The organism is Thermotoga profunda AZM34c06, from assembly GCF_000828675.1.
GTDB classification, from domain to species: domain Bacteria; phylum Thermotogota; class Thermotogae; order Thermotogales; family DSM-5069; genus Pseudothermotoga_B; species Pseudothermotoga_B profunda.
The window spans coordinates 1,733,097-1,751,574 of record NZ_AP014510.1 but is presented as its reverse complement, the minus strand read 5'-3'; the positions used below and the strand labels follow the sequence as shown (position 1 = coordinate 1,751,574).

The 18,478-nt window shown below is 38.9% G+C and carries 18 protein-coding genes and 1 tRNA gene; 14 read left to right on the top strand and 5 right to left on the bottom strand.

The genetic code is table 11. The features are described 5' to 3' along the window. The first annotated feature begins 26 nt into the window (after nucleotides 1-26). Both TSP02S_RS10790 and TSP02S_RS08560 read left to right on the top strand, forming a co-directional pair. On the top strand, nucleotides 27-2,450 hold the full coding sequence (locus tag TSP02S_RS10790) for an HD domain-containing phosphohydrolase (RefSeq protein ID WP_082025989.1): 2,424 nt from the start codon (nucleotides 27-29) through the stop codon (nucleotides 2,448-2,450). 51 nt (nucleotides 2,451-2,501) lie between these two features. Continuing rightward, nucleotides 2,502-3,074, top strand: coding sequence for a hypothetical protein (locus TSP02S_RS08560; RefSeq protein ID WP_041083441.1), 573 nt, complete (start codon nucleotides 2,502-2,504; stop codon nucleotides 3,072-3,074). A gap of 23 nt (nucleotides 3,075-3,097) precedes the next feature. Here TSP02S_RS08560 and TSP02S_RS08555 read toward each other — a convergent pair whose 3' ends face one another. Then, a complete protein-coding gene (locus tag TSP02S_RS08555) occupies nucleotides 3,098-3,979 on the bottom strand; it encodes a DUF4438 domain-containing protein (RefSeq protein ID WP_082025987.1) in 882 nt (293 codons plus the stop codon). 92 nt (nucleotides 3,980-4,071) lie between these two features. Between TSP02S_RS08555 and TSP02S_RS08550 the strand changes: the two genes are divergently transcribed. The 7 genes from TSP02S_RS08550 to TSP02S_RS08520 all read left to right on the top strand — a co-directional run bounded on the left by TSP02S_RS08550 (nucleotide 4,072) and on the right by TSP02S_RS08520 (nucleotide 8,953). Next, nucleotides 4,072-4,728 carry an endonuclease III domain-containing protein gene (locus TSP02S_RS08550; protein ID WP_041083440.1) on the top strand — a complete coding sequence of 219 codons (657 nt, stop codon included), beginning with the start codon at nucleotides 4,072-4,074 and terminating at the stop codon, nucleotides 4,726-4,728. 58 nt (nucleotides 4,729-4,786) lie between these two features. Next, a complete protein-coding gene (locus TSP02S_RS10785; RefSeq protein ID WP_052465402.1) occupies nucleotides 4,787-5,953 on the top strand; it encodes a hypothetical protein in 1,167 nt (388 codons plus the stop codon). A gap of 22 nt (nucleotides 5,954-5,975) precedes the next feature. Then, complete coding sequence (locus tag TSP02S_RS08540; RefSeq protein ID WP_144380758.1) at nucleotides 5,976-6,386, top strand: HupA family protein; 411 nt, start codon at nucleotides 5,976-5,978, stop codon at nucleotides 6,384-6,386. A 462-nt stretch (nucleotides 6,387-6,848) separates the two neighbouring features. Next, nucleotides 6,849-6,939, top strand: a tRNA-Ser gene (locus TSP02S_RS08535). A gap of 45 nt (nucleotides 6,940-6,984) precedes the next feature. Next, nucleotides 6,985-7,431, top strand: coding sequence for a ribosome maturation factor RimP (gene rimP / locus TSP02S_RS08530; RefSeq protein ID WP_041083436.1), 447 nt, complete (start codon nucleotides 6,985-6,987; stop codon nucleotides 7,429-7,431). Between the two features lie 12 nt (nucleotides 7,432-7,443). Next, entirely contained in the window at nucleotides 7,444-8,478 is a 1,035-nt protein-coding gene (nusA, locus tag TSP02S_RS08525; protein ID WP_041083434.1) for a transcription termination factor NusA, read from the top strand. 16 nt (nucleotides 8,479-8,494) lie between these two features. Continuing rightward, nucleotides 8,495-8,953, top strand: a complete 459-nt coding sequence (locus tag TSP02S_RS08520; RefSeq protein ID WP_232503805.1) for a Fur family transcriptional regulator — start codon at nucleotides 8,495-8,497, stop codon at nucleotides 8,951-8,953. On the opposite strand, the gene TSP02S_RS08515 is transcribed toward TSP02S_RS08520, so the two are convergent. The 4 genes from TSP02S_RS08515 to TSP02S_RS08500 all read right to left on the bottom strand — a co-directional run bounded on the left by TSP02S_RS08515 (nucleotide 8,893) and on the right by TSP02S_RS08500 (nucleotide 13,777). Beyond that, a complete protein-coding gene (locus tag TSP02S_RS08515; RefSeq protein WP_041083430.1) occupies nucleotides 8,893-10,179 on the bottom strand; it encodes a ComEC/Rec2 family competence protein in 1,287 nt (428 codons plus the stop codon). The genes TSP02S_RS08520 and TSP02S_RS08515 overlap by 61 nt on opposite strands. Further along, nucleotides 10,176-11,384 (bottom strand): 2,3-bisphosphoglycerate-independent phosphoglycerate mutase, encoded by a 1,209-nt coding sequence (locus tag TSP02S_RS08510; RefSeq protein WP_041083428.1) that lies wholly within the window; start codon nucleotides 11,382-11,384, stop codon nucleotides 10,176-10,178. Before TSP02S_RS08510 ends, TSP02S_RS08515 begins: the two co-directional genes overlap by 4 nt. A gap of 4 nt (nucleotides 11,385-11,388) precedes the next feature. Next, nucleotides 11,389-12,906, bottom strand: a complete 1,518-nt coding sequence (locus TSP02S_RS08505; RefSeq protein ID WP_232503689.1) for a tetratricopeptide repeat protein — start codon at nucleotides 12,904-12,906, stop codon at nucleotides 11,389-11,391. A 76-nt stretch (nucleotides 12,907-12,982) separates the two neighbouring features. Further along, nucleotides 12,983-13,777 (bottom strand): GTPase, encoded by a 795-nt coding sequence (locus TSP02S_RS08500; RefSeq protein ID WP_052465400.1) that lies wholly within the window; start codon nucleotides 13,775-13,777, stop codon nucleotides 12,983-12,985. Between the two features lie 80 nt (nucleotides 13,778-13,857). Here TSP02S_RS08500 and glgD point away from each other — a divergent pair, with 80 nt between their 5' ends. Genes glgD through TSP02S_RS08475 form a run of 5 tightly spaced genes read left to right on the top strand, consistent with a single transcriptional unit; the run spans nucleotide 13,858 to nucleotide 18,477 of the window. Then, nucleotides 13,858-14,964, top strand: a complete 1,107-nt coding sequence (gene glgD, locus TSP02S_RS08495; RefSeq protein ID WP_041083424.1) for a glucose-1-phosphate adenylyltransferase subunit GlgD — start codon at nucleotides 13,858-13,860, stop codon at nucleotides 14,962-14,964. A 10-nt stretch (nucleotides 14,965-14,974) separates the two neighbouring features. Next, the gene (locus tag TSP02S_RS08490; protein ID WP_041083422.1) at nucleotides 14,975-16,237 is read left to right on the top strand and encodes a glucose-1-phosphate adenylyltransferase; all 1,263 of its coding nucleotides are present in this window, start codon (nucleotides 14,975-14,977) and stop codon (nucleotides 16,235-16,237) included. 45 nt (nucleotides 16,238-16,282) lie between these two features. Then, a complete protein-coding gene (locus tag TSP02S_RS08485) occupies nucleotides 16,283-17,284 on the top strand; it encodes a DUF4899 domain-containing protein (RefSeq protein WP_232503688.1) in 1,002 nt (333 codons plus the stop codon). 6 nt (nucleotides 17,285-17,290) lie between these two features. Beyond that, a complete protein-coding gene (locus TSP02S_RS08480) occupies nucleotides 17,291-17,575 on the top strand; it encodes a hypothetical protein (protein WP_144380756.1) in 285 nt (94 codons plus the stop codon). Continuing rightward, entirely contained in the window at nucleotides 17,572-18,477 is a 906-nt protein-coding gene (locus TSP02S_RS08475) for a radical SAM protein (RefSeq protein WP_041083417.1), read from the top strand. The genes TSP02S_RS08480 and TSP02S_RS08475 overlap by 4 nt, the downstream gene beginning before the upstream one ends. Nucleotide 18,478 lies beyond the last annotated feature (1 nt).

Below are 18,478 nucleotides of genomic sequence, written 5' to 3'. Positions count from 1 at the left end.
ATTTTCTGTGGTACAATATTCAAAAAATGGTTTCAAAGAAAAGGAGTGCAATTTTGTCCATGAATGGTTTTTTCAGTAATATAAAAAAGTTAAAATCTTCTATTTTGATGATATTGATCATAACAGCTATCTACATTGTGACATTATTACTCACATTTCTGGTACAAAGATCAGCGATAATTCAAATTCTATTGCTTGTCCTGAATTTTGTATTGTCTTTTCTGTATTGGAAAATAAAAGGTGCCGTGATCGCTTTGAATATAGGCACGATCATCTTCACAGTTGGAGCTTACAACAAAATGCCGTTAGAATATCTGGTGGCTGGAATCTCTCTACTTTTTTGTTTGATGATCATGCTTGTCGTAGTTTTCAGAAAAATCGAAAATCAAAGAAAAGTACAGCAGCAGAATGAAATCAAATACAGAGAATTATTTGAACGATTCAAACGCTATTTTGATCTTGTGCAGGTGATGATCGTAGGATTAGACGTGGATGGAAATATCATTTTAGCAAACAAGAAAACTTGTGATGTACTTGGTTATGAATACAATGAACTCATAGGCAAGAACTGGTTTAAAGATTTTGTACCAAACGGCATTAGAAATGGTTTGAGTGGATACTTTGATCAAGTGAAGAAATTACCAAATGGAGCTTTTGATTATCACGAAAATCCAGTGCGTTCAAAAAATGGTATTGAGAGAATAATTGCCTGGCAGAATACCATTATCAAAGACGATTTTGGAAATGTTGCAGGTTCATTGAGCGCAGGCCTTGATATAACAGAATTAAGGCAAATGCAAGAAAAACTCGCTCAACAGTTAAAACTGTCTGAGAGTTTGTATTCAATCGCCGAAAAACTTGTCTTAGAAAAATTAAACGTTCATGAAAGGGCTAATACTCTATCGAAGATGTGTGTCGAGCTACTTGATGTTTCATTAGTGTGGGTTGGTTATGCGGCACCAGACAAAAGTGTGAAGATAGTTGGATCTTATCCTCAAAATCATCCATATGTGAAAGATCTAATCGTCAGATGGGATGACAGTCCATATGCGCAAGGTGCCGTGGGAAGGTCTATTAAGACGGGTGAGTATCAAATCATTGAAGATGTCCTCAATGATGAGAGATTCATTGCATGGAAAGATAAGATAGCCCCATATAATCTTAAAACAGTTCTTTCCTTTCCGTTGATTAGTCCGAGTGGTGTTTTTGGGGCGCTTGTTTTGTACAGTGACAAATATGGGTTTTTCAGTAAAGAAAAAGTTGAACAGATTAAAATTATTTCGCACATGGCTGCTGCAGCACTTGAAAATGCGAGATTGTTTGAGGAACTTGAGAAAAAACTTGGAAGAATTGAGGCATTACATCAGATCGATAGAGCAATAAGTGCAAGTACTGATTTGAAGGTTGTCATGAGTGTGTTGTTAGATCAGGTGATACACCAACTCAATGTGCACGCTGCAGATATATTCTTATTCAATGAGTATTCTATGAATTTTGAGTATGCCGCTGGAAGGGGTTTTCGTACACGTAGGATAAATCCAAAACCGATTAAACTTGGTACAGGTTTAATTGGAAAAATCGGAATGGATAAAAGTTCTATGAAAATCAGTGGTAATATCTGTGAATATTGTAAGGAATTTGAAAATCGTCATTGTGAAAGAAGCGAGATCTTTGCTCAAGAAGGTTTTGTGTTTTATGCCGCGGTTCCTCTAATGGCAAAAGGGAGATTGTTAGGAATCTTAGAAGTCTTCAATCGCTCGGATATACAGGAAAATGGAGAGTGGTTTGAATTTTTGCAAGTACTTGGTCAACAAACCGCGATAGCAATAGACAATGCCAAGTTGTTTGAAGATCTTCAAAGGAAGAATATCGAATTACTACAGGCTTATGATGCAACAATAGAGGGTTGGGCATATGCACTTGATTTGAGAGATAGAGAAACGGAAGGTCATAGTGAAAGGGTAACTGAGCTTACATTAAAGATAGCAAAAAAGATGGGTATGAAAGATGAAGAGTTGCTCCATGTAAAGCGAGGTGCATTGCTACACGATATAGGTAAGATGGGTATACCCGATCAGATACTTTTAAAACCAGGGAAGTTAACAGATCAAGAGTGGGAGATAATGAAAAAGCATCCTGTTTATGCGTATCAAATGCTGTCAAGAATAGAATATCTCAGGCCAGCTTTGGATATTCCTTACTATCACCATGAAAAATGGGACGGGACAGGATATCCTATGGGTTTGAAAGGACAAGAGATACCATTATCTGCAAGGATATTTGCCGTTGTAGATGTATACGATGCACTAACAAGTGATAGGCCTTACAGAAAGGCTTGGAGCAAAGAAGAAGCCATAGAGTACATTAAAAATCAAAGTGGAAAACACTTTGATCCAAAAGTGGTGGAAGTGTTTTTGTCGGTGTTAGAAGAAATGACCGCTATAGATTGAAAACCCATTTTCTTAAACGACGTGGTATTATTCTCTTTGGGGGCGATGTGAATGAGAAGGACCATTTCTGCTATTTTGCTGATACTCTCATCGATGATCTTTGCAGAAGTCTTTGTTTCCTTCAATTCGTCTTTGGGATTTTCCTGGTACAGTGAAGTCTACGCAACCGACAAAAAACAAATCAGGGCAATTACAGATTATGGTATGGATATTAAATTCGAGTACGGCCTTTTGAGAGGTTTGAGAATGGGTGTAGACTTTTCTCTTCTGAATATGAGTATTGCAACCGAAATAGACTCGGTCAATACCAATTTAATTTGCATGGGATTGTCACCGAGTTTTACCTTTGATCTTCTTGACATCACCTCTCAGGTAAGTGGTGGTGTGTCATTTGTCTTATTTGGACCAACAGGTAGCTTGGCTGGCTTTGGTCTCTCTGGGACCGGTAATTTTCAGGGATGGGTTTATCACGGACAAGTAGATTTTTTGTGGGAATTGAGCGACCAATTTTCTGTTGGTTTTGGCTTTGGTGTGAGATTTCATGATCTGAGTATCCCAGCAAGAAATGTGTCTGTGAGATCTCTCAGCGTGCCGGTTTCCTTGAAGCTGGGCTATAAGTTCTAAAAAGCGCGGCCATAGGGCCACGCTCATTTTCGAAACCGTCCTATACCTAATATCTTGGCAATATTCGCATCGGGATCGATGATGGGTTTAAGTTTTGGCTTTGCACATGTCATTACCGTTGTCACACCAGGTCCATGACCTGCGTATTTGCAATCGCTGTGAATAACAACACCTATGGTTGCCGCTCCTTTTCGATAACATCTCCCAAAGGCATTATCGTGATCTTGAATGTAAACGATATCACCGAATCTGAGTTTGTCTAACCCGTATTTTTTCAAAGTTTTTTCGTCGGCAGTCATTATGTCGTAATCACCTGTACCCATACTCGTTGAACCAATACCAGAACCCATCAGGAAAGAAGGTACAATTGCCACAACTGGTATGTGAAGTTTGCCGTCTTTTTCTTCTATTGAAAGTTTTTCAAGCAGATTTGGGTCGATGTTGTACACATAGACGTCGGGGTAATCTAAAAGCTTCAGCCCTTGACCAAAACTTTTGATCAATATCTTATCATCCAAAGTGAGTTTTTCGAGTACATCATCGGAAAAATCGATCAAAACGTGTTCTGCCCCACCATGGTGACCCGTAACAACACCTTTTGCACCCTTTGCGTCTCCGGTAACAACCTTTGCCTCATTTCCAATACATGCGTAGAAGTTATAACCTCTGTTTGGTCCAGATTCTCTTTTTTCCTGATCAAGGATTGTGGAGACTCCTGGTTCAACGTGATCCACTTCCCAACCAAAGGCACAATCTCCCACTTTCACATTGTAGGTTATTCCCCCGGTTCCAGGTAACATGAAAGGTCTTCCATCGTGAGAAACACTGTGTCTACCGGAATGCTCTGGTTTGACGATAGTACCCTGAACGGAAATCATGACGAGTCTATCTTTGTTTGTCCTCATTATTACACCTCCGATGTATATCCTATCAAATCTGTTCGAAAAACGAATTTCCATTTTATGAGATATGATCTTTTCATAGGAGGTATATATCAATGGATGTACGACAACTTTTAATAGAGGTGTATGAGATTTTATATGAAAAATATGGTCCACAGGGTTGGTGGCCTGCAGATAGTTGGTTTGAAATAGTTATTGGAACTATTTTGACTCAAAACACATCTTGGAGAAATGTTGAAAAAGCGATATCAAACCTGAAGGTTAATGGATTGTTAGAACCTAAGAGGCTCTATGAACTCTCAAATGAACAACTTGCGGCGTTGATAAAACCCGCTGGTTTTTTCAATTTGAAAGCTATGAGATTGAAAAATCTACTTGATTTTCTCAAAGAGTATGATTTTGATTTTCATAAACTTTCTAAATCTATAACCCGAGAAAAACTCTTAGGCATAAAAGGTGTGGGAAAAGAGACAGCAGATTCGATCTTACTTTATGCCTTCAACATTCCCGTTTTTGTCGTGGATAACTATACCAAGCGAATTTTACAAAGGCTGGGTGCAATTTCACAAAAAGATGATTACGACGATATTCAAAGACTTTTTAATCTAATTCCACCGAATGTACAAATATATCAAGAATACCACGCATTGATAGTCAAACATGCGAAGGATATTTGCACAAAACATAAACCCAATTGCCATCATTGTCCTATCAAAAATTACTGTGAATATCCTTTGCTTCTGAGTTCTTAACACATTTGGTGGTATGATTCAACTGAGGGCACAACGGTGCTCCAAGGGGGGATGCTGGATGAAAAGTAAAATCCTGATACTTCTTATGTTGTTCTTGGTTGTCGCCGTTTTCAGTTTTCAGATAACAAAGCTTAACACTATAAAGATCTACGCCAATGGTGCTATTGATGAAAAAGGTAATATGAGCCTTTCCTTCAAATGGGTCTTTCCAACCAATGCGTTGTACCTTCAGGTGAAAAATGCTTATCCAAATCCATATGTACTGGTTAGAAACATGACCACGTTCAGTAGCGTCTTTGAACTATCTGATGTGAAGATAAACTATGACGATGCGAAAAATTCCATTTTGCTCGATGCAAAAGTGATTGGAGCGTGTACGAACAAGCGGCAAAGATGGGAATTCAACCTTGGAAAGGGTGCGGAGTTGATTTATTCTGACAACAAACAAGCGATTTTTGTTCTGGTAGAGCCTTTATCGGCTGAAGAAGTTGCCTTCATGACCATGACATTGACTTTCCCAAAGGACTGTTCGGATTTCAAATGCGATTCATCAACAGGCTTTTTCTATTATTCAATGAAAAGAAGGAATCTTTCAGGAAAGGTCAGTGCAGAGGTAAATGTGAAGGTCAAACCACGAATAATGTCTTCTTTGTACAAAGTGTACGGCATGCCTGAAGTGATGGATGGTGCTTATTGGGTTGCAAAAACGATCTTTCTGAATACTGGTCAAGGTGATATTTTGGATTTGAGAATCTCATACAAATTGGGTGATTATACTTCCTGGTCTCCTGAAGCAGTCTATGATGTTGTAACACCAGGTGGTGCCGTCGTCGATCTGTATTATCCCATTATATCTTCCACGATAGCGCAATTAAAATCACAGACTCCGTGTGATCTACAAATAAAATATACTTACAAAGATCGTTCAAATAAAGTTTATACCGATACAATCACAAAGAGAATACAAGTATTGGGCATAAATCAATTTGAATTTTCGAATGTTCCCGAAGAAGAAAGAACGGGTACCTGGATCGACAATTTTTCAAATACTCCGTTAATCGCAGCTTATGTTACACATCTGGATGATCCTGTCAAGGCTTTTGCTGGTATGGTCAGTCAATTATCTGGTGGAGTTGCTGCGTCTACAAAAGATCAGGATGCGATAGAGTTTTGTAAATCATTGTACAATCTGGCTATTCACAACAAACACGGAAGAACTGAATAAATTGGAGTTTGGAAAATTTTTTGTGGTCAATGTAGCAGAATTTCAAAGACAAGGAGTTCTTTCTCCTGAATTACCTTCTCTACCAACGACGATTCTGAAAGACTGGGGTTATACACTACCGCAGCAAACTACTGGTCAACAGACTCAACCAAGTGGTACTTCAACAGGAACAATCGTGAATCTTTCGGGTAATTTCTCAGGGACTTACAGAAATTCTGCAACAGGGCAACAAGGTACTATTGAGTTCAACATCCAGCAGTCTGCCAATAGATTGCAAGGTGAGGTCTATATTGATGACTCTGATTATGGTGAATTCACTGGTACCATTTCTGGGAATACTGTAAAGATTACCGCAACTGTGATGTCGACATACTATCAAACACAGTATGTTTTGACCTACTCCCAATCCCCTAAAGGAGATGGGATTCTTTAAGTCAGTACGTAGCTATCGCTACTCTGACCAGGCGGGTCAAGTGCCTTCTATTCCTATCCAGCATTAACTGGATTCAGAGATACCCTTACGTTGCTATTTCCTTTACTCCATTGAGCGATAGACTGTTCATGAAGTCTATCCATAGGTTGTTGGACTCAATGGAGTATTTGACATGTCTCTCAGTATACTTTAAGAGTGTGTATTCATTCCCTTTTATGTACATTATAATACATCATTGTTTATGATTTGTCAAAGCCATTCATCACAATCCCATAAATGGAATGTGCTTTCTGGATAATTTTCTGTAATCTTCACAGGCACTCTTCAAGGTAATGCGATTCAGGGCAGTTACACCATACAGAATGCAAATGTCGGAGGGACTTTTCAAGTCAAAAAATCACAATGATACTTGCGAATCTTTCTCATTTATGATATAAATAATTTTGCAAGTGTTCAGATTCAGGAGAGGTGGCCGAGCGGTCTAAGGCGCACGCCTGGAGAGCGTGTGGTGGGCAAAACCCACCCGTGGGTTCAAATCCCACCCTCTCCGCCAAAGTACCGGGACAAATGTCCCGGTTTTTCAGTAGGGGTGATTCGTATGCAAGAGGTCATTGAAAAATTGAAGCCTGTTGTTGTTGACATATTGAAAAACCTCGGACTCGAATTATTTGATCTTTCATTTAAACGTGAAAAGGGTAATTGGGTCTTGAGAGTTGTGATCGATGATCCAAACGGATATGTTGGTATCAAACAGTGTGAAAAGGTTTCAAACGAATTGGGTCAATATCTTGACGTGAACAATCTCATTGAGCATAGCTACGTTCTTGAGGTATCTTCTCCGGGGCTTGATAGACCCATGAGAGGTGTTCAAGATTACAAAAGATTTGTCGGAAGACTGGCGAAATTTTGGCTCATAGATGGTCGGTTCATAATGGGACACATAAGACACGCCGATGAAGTGAAAGTTGTAGTTGAAACAGAGTCAGGAATGGTAGACTTTTCACCCGAGCAGGTGAATAAAAGTAAACTCGAGGTTGAATTTTAAGGAGGTGGGCTCATGAACCTCGGTCTTTTGGATGCACTTGATCAACTCGAAGAAGAAAAAGGTATATCAAAAGATGAGATTATACAAATACTCGAAAAAGCCCTTGTGAGCGCCTATAAAAAAAATTTCGGTACGGCGAAAAATGTCGATGTGAAGATAGACCGAATGACTGGTGATATACAGCTTTTCCAGGTTTTTGACGTGGTCCAAGACGTTCAGGATCAATTAACGCAGATTAGTTTAGAAGAAGCCAAGAAGATCGATCCATTAGTTGATATCGGAAAGAAAGTTTACAAGAAAATGAGTGTGAAGAATTTTGGCAGAATAGCGGCACAAACCGCAAAACAAGTGTTGATACAGAGAATACGTGAGCTCGAAAAAGAAAGACAGTACGAACATTACTCAGGTCTCGCTGGGAGCGTTATAACTGCCGAGGTCATAAGAGTCACTTCTGATTGGGCAGATATTAGGATTGGAAAAATAGAAACCAGATTACCTAAGAAGGAATGGATAGGTAACGAAACGATAAAGCCAGGAGATTTGATAAAGGTCTATGTTGAAAACGTCCTCAAAGACAAGAAGGGTCCCAAGATTATTGTGAGCAGAGCAGCACCGGAATTCGTTTCGGGTTTGTTAAGACTTGAAGTTCCAGAGGTTGAAAATGGTATAGTACAGATTAAGGCTATTGCGAGAGAACCCGGTGTTAGGACCAAAATAGCAGTTATATCGACGAATCCTCAAGTTGACCCGGTTGGTGCATGTATTGGTGAAGGAGGAAGTCGCATAGTAGCAATACTTAGGGAATTAAAAGGGGAAAAAGTCGATATCTTCAGATGGTCTGAGGACCCAAGACAATTGATAGCCAATGCACTTGCACCTGCTTCTGCAACAAATGTTGAAATATTGGATTTCGAGAGAAAGGCCGCGCGTGTTTTGGTACCACCTACTCAGCTCTCGCTTGCAATAGGTAAAGGTGGCCAAAATGCCAGACTCGCTGCTAAGCTGACAGGTTGGAAGATAGATATCAAACCTGTGATGAATCTGTGAAAGGAGGATATTCGTGATCTACGAGTCTTTGAGAAAAGAACTTCGCTCAAAAAAGTATAGGATGACCGCCCAAAGAGAGATCGTTTTGAAAATCTTTGCTGAATCTGGAGAAAAACATCTTGGTGCTGAAGATGTTTACAGAAGATTGATTGAAAAGAGGTACAGAATCAGCAAAGCAACAGTATACAGGACAGTAGAATTACTCTCAAAACTCGGTTTTCTGAGAAGATTGGAGTTTGGTGAAGGTGTTTATAGGTACGAGTTGGCAACTCCTGAATCAGAGACACTTCATCAACATGTGATCTGTAAGACATGCGGTGAGCTCATAGAGATAGACGAGAAAACAGTAAAGGATTTGGTAAAAAGCGTTGAAACAAAAACAGGATATTTGATAAACGATTACGACATAAAATTCTATGGTTTGTGCCCAAGATGCCAAAGTAGGAGAAGTGCCAATACAGAAAAAAGGATATAGCCAGTCAATCCAAGTGATAAATTTGGGAAGATTGAGGAAAATTCAACTATCTTTTTAAGAAGATATACAAAAGGCGTTGCACCCAATAATAAGATTTGTGCTATTTTGTCCAGATTGATTATTTTTAAAATATTTGAAAGAAAGCCAATCCAAATTATTGGTGTGGCAAGAAGTGTTGCTGGATAACTGATGGCTATGGTTAGAAGATTTAAAGATGAGAAGATACTCAAAAAAGGTGCAACGCCAATAAATGCAGCAGTTGATACAACAAAATTTTTAATTAGAAAATTTGATTTCTTGATCTTTTCTTGAACGACTAATATTGCACCTGTTGCAGAATAGCTCATCAAGAAAGATGGAGATAGAATCGAATATGGCTCAATCAAAAGATTTATTGTGCCCACAAACCCCAGTACATTGAAAGATTCTATTGGATAATCTACGATCTTGAAAAAATTCCACATGATCAACATAATTGCTGCTCTAAAAGCCGATGCCGTTGGACCTGTGCTGAATGCAAAAAGCAGTGCTATCAGGCAGCTGATAATCCTTCTCAAAAAAAATCTGTAGGTGAAGAAGCTCACTACTATATCTGAAAGAGCGTATATCACTCCAACGTGAAGACCCGAGACGGCAAATAGATGTGCTAAACCACTTTGTCTTAATTGTATAGATTCAGACCTGTCGAATTCCCCCTCACTGAATAACAACCCATTTATTATCTTTCCCAGATCCCCAAGTGTATTTTGAATGAATTCCTTGCTCTGTTCTTTCATCTTTTGAAGCATTGTGAGAATTTGCGAAAAACCTTTTACAGCTTGTGTAAGTCCAGCACAAAAAGTCGGCTCAAGGACATAATGTGGGTATGAAAAAGAACTCGATATAACACCATAGGCATATATCTGTTCACCAAGATTGAGATCTTTTGTTACTATCTTCACTTGATGGTTTAAACTCTTCCAATGGTTTGTTGTATAAATCTTGGCATTGGTCACGATGACATAATTTGACTTCTTAGACACAACTAATCCAACGAGTTCCACCTTTTTTGAACCAACTTTTGGTAGGGCAATCAAAAACCCTATGATGACGCACATCGTGTAGATTTTGATCGGAACCCCTTTGAAAAAAAACAACACACTGAAAAGTGGAACAATTAAAAAGACTGGGGAAAGCAAGACCCCAGTCGATAATCCCAAAAGCGCGATCAACCAGAAATATTTCATGCACCGAATTTCTCAAGTCTCAAAGCATGTGCGAGCATCAATGACATTGCATCTACGGCATATATGGTTCCAAGACTACCTTTAGCGCATTCGAATTCATCGAAGAATTTACTCAAACCTTTTCTGGTATAAGGTGACCAGATCATGAATGGCACGGGGTGCCAACTGTGAGACTTCAAGATAGTTGGTGTTGAATGATCACCTGTAACTACCAGGACATCTGGTTTGAGTGAGAGAAGCTGTGGAATCAATCCATCAACCTCTTCAATAACATGGACCTTTGAATCAAAATCCCCATCTTCTCCGTAAGAATCGGTCTTTTTAACGTGGAAATAGAAGAAATCATAGTTATTCCAAACTTCTTTAAGTGTGTTCACTTCATCTTGAACTGTAGAACCAGTTTCGACGACATCCATACCGACGAGTTTGGCTATGCCTTTGTACATTGGATAGGTTGCGATAGCACAGGCTTTCATTTTATACACTTGTGGGAATTGAGGGAGTTTGGGGTATTTTGAAAAACCTCTGATCAGAGCAAAGTTCATCTTTGGTTCATCAGAGAGAATTTCACCAATCTTTTTCATCAGCTCATTGACTATTTCTGAAGTCTTCTTTGCATCATCACGCAATGGTTCTGTGAAAAGAATTGGCTTACCCTCTTTTTGGGGGTCGGCATCGGTCAGTTTATCATCGAGACCTTCACCAGTTAGCTTAACAACGAATCGGTGTTCTTTACCGGGATAAAAGGTTACCTTAACACCCTTTATATCCTTGATAGATTTAGAGAGTTTTTCTACTACTTTTGAACTTTCTTCTGTTGTTGGTCTGCCGGCTCTTCTGTCGATAATAATACCATCTTTAACAGTTGCGAAATTGGCTCGTGCGACTACGTCCTTCTCGCCCACCGGTACATTTGAACCAAGTGCCTCCAAGATACCCCTACCTATCTGATACTTCACAGGATCATAACCAAACAATGCCAAATGACCTGGTCCACTACCAGGTGTGATACCCATCAAAACAGGTATCGTTTGACCTAAATCAGATTCAGTTGCCAGTTTGTCCAAATTTGGTGTCTTAGCTGTTTGCAATGGTGTTTTACCATTCTTGGGTAGATCTCCTATTCCATCCATGACAAGTAAAACGATCTTGGTTTGTGCTGGCTGAATAACTTCACTTAGAATCTGCTGTCTGTCGTAATGCATCTAATCACCTCCACTGCATTCGAAAGATTGAATATATATCTTTGAAGAATTTGTTGTTGATACCTTCGGTGATTTCTGTGGACAGTGCCTTTAGAAGCTCTATAAAAAAGTCACTTCCTTTATCAACATTAAAGTTGATGTCTTCAAAGGAAAAGCTTTCTTCCTCAAGTCGAGAGACTCTCTTGGCAAAGCTCCAATGATATTCCTGGAGATCTGGTACAACATCATTTATAAAACCTGAGAGATCGAATTTCTCGTTTATTTTTACGTGGAAAAAGAGTCTTATCAACCCAATAGCAACGGCAAGCATTATGCCACTTCCATATATTGCGACGGCTGTTTTTGTAATGTTCTTCTCCATTTCAAATGGATCTTTCGAGCTCGCCAATATGATTGCTACGATTATATCAAGCCACTTTACAGTATCTACAACCATATCTTGAAATGGGAAAAATCCATCTCTAAGCGCCTCGATTCTATCTCCATCTTCGAGAAAATGTGCTAATTTGCGTATATCAAAACTTGATCCACTCATACAGGATCTTACCATCTTCACTTTCTGACTTATGAAATCTGGAATGATCACAGAACCATCCCATTCATTTAAGAAAAAGACCAGTTCGTCGATTTTTTCTCTGTAATCTTTTGAGAGACTATTGAGTAATGAATGAGCTCCGTTTTTATCAATAAAAAATGTCAACAACACTTGATTGTACATTATCATTTGATCATCGCTGATCTGTCTGGCTTTGTCTATTACCTGTTTTGCTTGCTCATAAAATCCCAATCGTCTCAATGTCAAGGCGTATTCATTCAAAAAAGAAATGTTCTCAGGTTCTTTATCAGCGAGTTGCTTGAGAATATTCATGGCTTCAAAGTGTTTTCCTGATCTGGAAAGAGTATGTGCAAGGTTAAATGCAGTGTCTGAGTCATCAGGCTCAAGTTCAAGTGCCTTTTTCAATGATTTTTCAGCATATTCATATCTTTGAAGCATATTACAAGCCACACCCAATCTCGAGTAGGCTTGAGAAAATTCAGGGTCGAGTTGTGTCAGTGTTTGATAGAAATCACAGGCTTGTCGTATTTCACCGAGTTCCATATAACAATCACCTATTCTCAAAAGAGGAAGTAAAAAATTTCTGTCCAGTTCAAAGGCTTTTTGATATTCTAAGATCGCATCTTCGAGTTCCTTCTTCGCCCTGAGGATATTTCCAAGTTCATAATGTCCCAACACGAATTTTTCATTTTTTGATACGCTTGATCTGAGGAAAACTTCCGCTAACTCGTAATCTTTTAATTTTGATGCGATCAATCCTTTGAAAAAATCATATCTGTAATCCTTACCAAATTCCGAGGCCTTTTCCAACCAACTCTCGGCAGATCTTAAATCCTCGTTGTTGAGTGAAATTTTAACCTTTTCGTAGTAGAAATATGCAAGGTAAGATCCATAATATGGATCTTTTGACAATCCATACTGCGCTTCGAGACCACGAATCACTATATCAATTGGTATTTGATTCATATCCACTATCGTTGGAAAATCCTCAACCAATATAGGTAATTTTATTGGAAGGTTTGATTTCTTTGCCTTTTCGGGATCAAGTGGTAGATAGACGATCGCTTTGATAATCTATCGCCTCCTGTGGGTATTCAAATATGAATTTTCCGATTTTTCCCTGAGCGATTGAATTAAAGAAGTTTACTAAAGCCCTCTTCTTGTCTGGTTGACCTCCCTTGATGATCATCTTTTTTTCCAATGCATATTTTTCAAGATAATTTTCCAAATCCACATCTGTAACTCCAACAGCTTTGGCGTATATCTCGAAGGCTCTCTGTAAAACCTTTGGTGGTACCATATCTACAGTGAGACTCCCAACCAACAAGAGTTTAGCAGCCAGATCGACGCTCCAAAGATTTGGCAGGAGTAGTCCAGGTGTATCCAATACTCTGAATTTATCAGCAACAGAAAACCACTGCAAGCCTTTTGTTATACCAGGCATTGCACCAACCTGAGCCGATCTGGTCCCTTTCAATTTGTTTATGAAGGTTGATTTTCCAACATTTGGAACCCCTACGACTATGACAAAACCATTTCTTTGGACGTGTTTTGCTATGAATTCGACAACTTTCTCTCTATTAGTGTTTTTATTGAAAACAAATACAGGCTCATCTGATTTTTCAAAGAATTCTTTCCAACGAACCACTTCGCCATCTGGAGCCAAATCGGATTTCGTGAGGACTATAACGCTCTTTTTCGCTTTGATCGGGTTCCGGCTATAAGCGCGAGTTGCAACTGGAGCTCTCACATCCAATAGCTCAACGACTAAATCAATGTACTTTTTGAGATTTTCAATAACTCTCGAAGCTTTTGCCATGTGTCCTGGATACCACACGAAGAGAACCTCCTTTAAGATTGTATACCAACATGTGTTTTTCTATACTCAAATGATAAAATTAACGCGGAGGGATTTTTTTGAGAGTCCTTGGTTTAATACTTGCTGGAGGGCAAAGTGAATCGCTCGGTTCACTTGTTGCAAAACGAGCAAGTGCAGCTTTACCTGTTTTTGGCAAATACCGTGCTATTGATTTCACCTTGAGCAACATGGTTAATGCAGGGATTAAGAAAGTGGGGGTTTTAACCCAATATAACCCACGCAGCTTGATGGATCATCTTGGCTCTGGTAAAGAGTGGGATTTGGATAGGAAGAATGGTGGATTGTTCTTATTACAACCCTATGTCAGCCAAGAAGGGTATTATTGGTACAAAGGAACTGCCGATGCCATATTTCAAAATATGACGTTGCTCAGAAGAGGAGAAGAAGATTACGTTTTAATTGGTTCAGGCGATCACATATATAAAATAGACTTTTCTCGAGTCTTTGAGTTTCATTTTTCAAGTGGAGCTGATATAACTCTATTGATTAAAGAACTCGATGAGACTTATAATTTATCACAGTATGGAATAGTCGAATTGTCTGGGAATCGCATAGTAGAAATTGAAGAAAAACCTCAAAAACCTAAAACGAACATAGGCTTTCTCGGAATTTATTTCATGAACAAGTACCTCCTCATGGAGCTCTTGTACAATTACGCTGCAAAGGGCGAGACAGATCTTTTGAATATTGTGATATCTCAGCTGGATAGACTGAAAGTCTGTGGATATCTTTTCAATGGTTACTGGAGAAACGTGAAGAAGGGAATAGCAGAATATTTTCGTATAAACATGGATGGTTTGAAAAAGGATGTACGTGAAGAACTTTTCTACAGATATGGCAAGATTTATACAAAATTGAAGGATCTACCACCACCAAAGATCGGTGGTACTGCGTTTGTGAGAAATTCTATAGTCTCCGATGGTTGTATCGTCAATGGAAGTGTGGAAAACTCCGTATTGTTCAGAGGTGTTTATGTAAAAGCAGGTGCTATAGTCGAAAATTCCGTTGTCATGCAGGATACTGTTATTGAGGAAGGTGCGGTTGTGAAAAACGCTGTCCTTGACAAAGAAGTTCTCATAAGGCAAGAGGCACGACTCGTTGGCAAAGACTCCATAGCCGTTCTGGAGAAAAGAGCAGTTCTATGAGGTGGTTCAGATGAGAAGTGTTCTTGCACTTATTTTAGCTGGAGGTCATGGTAAGAGATTGGGTGTACTCACAGAGAAGATAGCAAAACCGGCGGTACCGTTTGGTGGTAAATACAGATTGATCGATTTCACTTTGAGCAACTGTGTGAATTCTGGGATTTATCAAGTGGGTGTTCTCACTCAGTATCGCCCTCATTTGCTCAACAATCACATCAATATTGGTAGACCTTGGGATTTGGATAGAAAAAAAGGTGGAGTTACTATATTACCTCCATACCTTGGTGGTGTCTCGGGTTGGTACAAGGGTACGGCAAATGCGGTTTATCAGAATATTGAATATATAGAATCACACAATCCTGATTTTGTGATCATCCTGTCTGGTGATCATGTATACGCAATGGATTACAATGACATAATTGACTTTCATATATCAAAAGGGGCAGATGGCACGATTGCTTGTATGGAAGTACCCATAGAAGAAGCCAGTAGGTTTGGTATTATGGTAGCGAATTTGGAACATAGGATAATCGATTTTGAAGAAAAACCCGCCAAACCTCGCTCAAATCTTGCATCACTTGGGATTTATGTCTTTAATTGGAAGTTTCTCAAGGAATACTTGATCAAGGATGAAATGGACCAGTCAAGCACGCATGATTTTGGACATGATTTGATACCGAAAATGATTCAGGATGATAGGCAGGTATACGCTTACAAATTCAGTGGTTATTGGCGAGATGTTGGAACTATTAAATCATATTGGGAAAGCAATTTAGAATTAACAAGACCCATTCCACCACTTAATCTATATGACCGTCATTGGCGTTTTTACACCCAAACCGAAGAAATGCCACCTGCCTACTGTGCACCATCTTCTAAAATTATCAATTCAATTATCAGTGAAGGATGTGAAATTCATGGCACTGTTGAAAACAGTGTAATCTTTCAAGGAGTATATATTGGTGAGAATACCGTTATCAGAAACAGTGTTATTATGACAGGAACTTGTATTGAAAAGGATTGCTTGATTTCAGATACCATTGTGGCAGAACGTGTAGTTGTAAGGGAACGGGTAATAATAGGTCAAGGTGAACCTGCATTTAGCCGATTAGATAAAGAGGTGTATAGTGATCATATAAGTGTGATAGGTATGTATTCAAAAATACCATCTGATGTTGTCATTGGTAAGAATTGTGTAATTGGAATAGGTGTTACAGAAAGGGATTTCGAATCTGTAACTTTGGAATCAGGTGATTACATACTGCACAAGGAGTGAGGAATTTTGGATTTTTATTTTGTCAAATATCACTTGAAAAGTCGCGTGACTGCAGAGGAGGGTGTGGGGTTTTTCTTTGGAAAGGCTAATGAGCAACCTGAGTATGACTTAGTGGTTATACCAAGTAGGTATTCAAGCTATTTGAATATAGACCTTTCTTCTGATTATGCTGGTTTCATAAAAGCTTTTAATGAGATGAAAAACAAAATATTCGCTCAAATTCCAGAGAGTACAGATCTGTCACGTGAATTTTTGAATTATCTTTCAAGTTATATTTCCAGAAAAGGCTCTCAAATCTTTGGTGCTGAGATCACTGCAGCCGTTCAAGATAAGGATGAAGAACTTGTTCAGTACATCGTTTCAGAAATTTTCAAAGAATGGGCACCAAAGATCGAGATTAGTGTTGATTTCAAGCAGGTAAATTATGAAGAGATCTCTGCCGAGAATTTCATGCAGTTATGGGAGCAGTTTGATGACGAAGGATTGGCTGAGATTCTCAAAAGACCTGATATATCAAATCTTCCAGAAATCTTTCCACTTGTAGACCCAATAAGGGGAAGGACTCTTGCCGAATTCGATTTGTCTGAACCGTTGTTCTTCGTTGTTCTCAATGTTAGAAATCCAGAGAACCTTGAAAAACTGAAAAGCCTTTATCCAAAACATTTTTCAGATAAGGGAAATGTCATGCCATTGGCAGGAACTCTTGTTGGTAAAGAAATTCTGAAAGGAAAAAAGCAAGAATATTTTCTCATAAAGGTTGATATGGGTGAAGGGATTATAGCCAGAGGAATTGTTCCAAAATCTGTGAAGATCATGTCAGAGAAAAATAGGTTTGAAGAAAAAATCAGTTCCATGCAACAGCAAAAATGGGAAGATAAGATATCTGAGATGATACAAGAAGATTCATCAAAGATCTCAAAGACACAACCACATCGTACCAAGCCTTCTCATGAATCCAGTGGGTCTGATTTTCTCATGGCTTTTTTGATGACTTTAATGATTTTAGGAATAATATTGATAGCATCGTATTTCTTCATGCAATTTTGATAACTTATGAGAGGATTTCTGATTTTAGACGTAATTGTCGGTTTATTGCTCATAAGTCTAATAGCGGCAATTGTATTTTCCACAGTTTCACATCAAAGAACTCTCGCTCATAGGGCGTACGAATTAGATTTGTCGAAACGTACAGCTGTTAACATCTTAGTCAGAAAGGCTGTGAACGCTGAGATCCCAGAACAACTGAATGGCTTTGATATACACTATTCAAGTGGTAAGATTGACTTGGAGTCTGATGAAAAAATATACATCTATCAAGTCGGAGATGATAAAAATTGATACTCAGAGCATCAGTTGGAACACTTTACAAATTGGGACTGCGCAGAGGGGTAACTCTGGATCTTGAGACAGCGTATTTGATGCTCGATGGGAAGTGTCAATTTAATTGTTTGTATTGTACACATGCTTTGACATCCAAGACAAACCACAGATTTTTGAGTCGTGTAGTTTGGGAAGAGGTCAACTTCGATCAGATCATCGAGCCGATAAAATCAAGTGATCTGAAGAGAATCTGTATTCAAACTGTTTCATATAAAGGCTATCGTAAAGATCTGAGACATCTTTTGACCAAAATCAAACAAACAAATAGGGCTATCTCTATTTCTGTTCGAGCAGAAAACATAGATGAAGTCAACGAATATTTTGAATTAGGTGTCGATAGAGTCAGTATTGCTTTGGATGTTGCCAGCGAAAGATTTTTCACAAAAATCAGGGGTGGAAGTTTTCAACAAACAATGAAACTACTTGAAGACTCTTCACGTTCCTTCCCTAAAAAAATCTCAACTCATATAATCGTTGGTTTAGGTGAAACAGACAGAGAACTCTTTGAAGTGATGAACAAGATGCGTGAACTTGAAATTCAAGTGGCTTTGTTTGCCTTTATGCCAATCAAAGGGACGGTACTGTCAAGTACTAAAAGACCTTCAATCGAAAGATATAGAAGGATTCAGTTGGCACGTTATTTGATCTTCACCAACAGGGCAGATCTCATCGTTCTGGAAGGAAATGACATAGTTGGTTTTAAACGAATTCCTGCTGATGCCGGCAGTGCTTTACTGACGAGTGGCTGTCCAGATTGCTCAAGACCCTATTACAACGAAAAACCTGGCGAGCCACTTTACAACATACATTCAAAAGAACTTCTCAAGAATATCGATCTGATGCGGGAGGTGAAACAGTGAG

Bases quoted from the DNA above. Each gene is read 5' to 3' on its own strand.
- TSP02S_RS08560 (WP_041083441.1), top strand. From the start codon at position 2,502: ATGAGAAGGACCATTTCTGCTATTTTGCTGATACTCTCATCGATGATC.
- nusA (WP_041083434.1), top strand. From the start codon at position 7,444: ATGAACCTCGGTCTTTTGGATGCACTTGATCAACTCGAAGAAGAAAAA.
- TSP02S_RS08550 (WP_041083440.1), top strand. From the start codon at position 4,072: ATGGATGTACGACAACTTTTAATAGAGGTGTATGAGATTTTATATGAA.
- rimP (WP_041083436.1), top strand. From the start codon at position 6,985: ATGCAAGAGGTCATTGAAAAATTGAAGCCTGTTGTTGTTGACATATTG.
- TSP02S_RS08505 (WP_232503689.1), bottom strand. From the start codon at position 12,906: ATGAATCAAATACCAATTGATATAGTGATTCGTGGTCTCGAAGCGCAG.
- TSP02S_RS08510 (WP_041083428.1), bottom strand. From the start codon at position 11,384: ATGCATTACGACAGACAGCAGATTCTAAGTGAAGTTATTCAGCCAGCA.
- TSP02S_RS08480 (WP_144380756.1), top strand. From the start codon at position 17,291: ATGAGAGGATTTCTGATTTTAGACGTAATTGTCGGTTTATTGCTCATA.
- TSP02S_RS08515 (WP_041083430.1), bottom strand. From the start codon at position 10,179: ATGAAATATTTCTGGTTGATCGCGCTTTTGGGATTATCGACTGGGGTC.
- TSP02S_RS08490 (WP_041083422.1), top strand. From the start codon at position 14,975: ATGAGAAGTGTTCTTGCACTTATTTTAGCTGGAGGTCATGGTAAGAGA.
- TSP02S_RS10785 (WP_052465402.1), top strand. From the start codon at position 4,787: ATGAAAAGTAAAATCCTGATACTTCTTATGTTGTTCTTGGTTGTCGCC.
- TSP02S_RS08555 (WP_082025987.1), bottom strand. From the start codon at position 3,979: ATGAGGACAAACAAAGATAGACTCGTCATGATTTCCGTTCAGGGTACT.
- TSP02S_RS10790 (WP_082025989.1), top strand. From the start codon at position 27: ATGGTTTCAAAGAAAAGGAGTGCAATTTTGTCCATGAATGGTTTTTTC.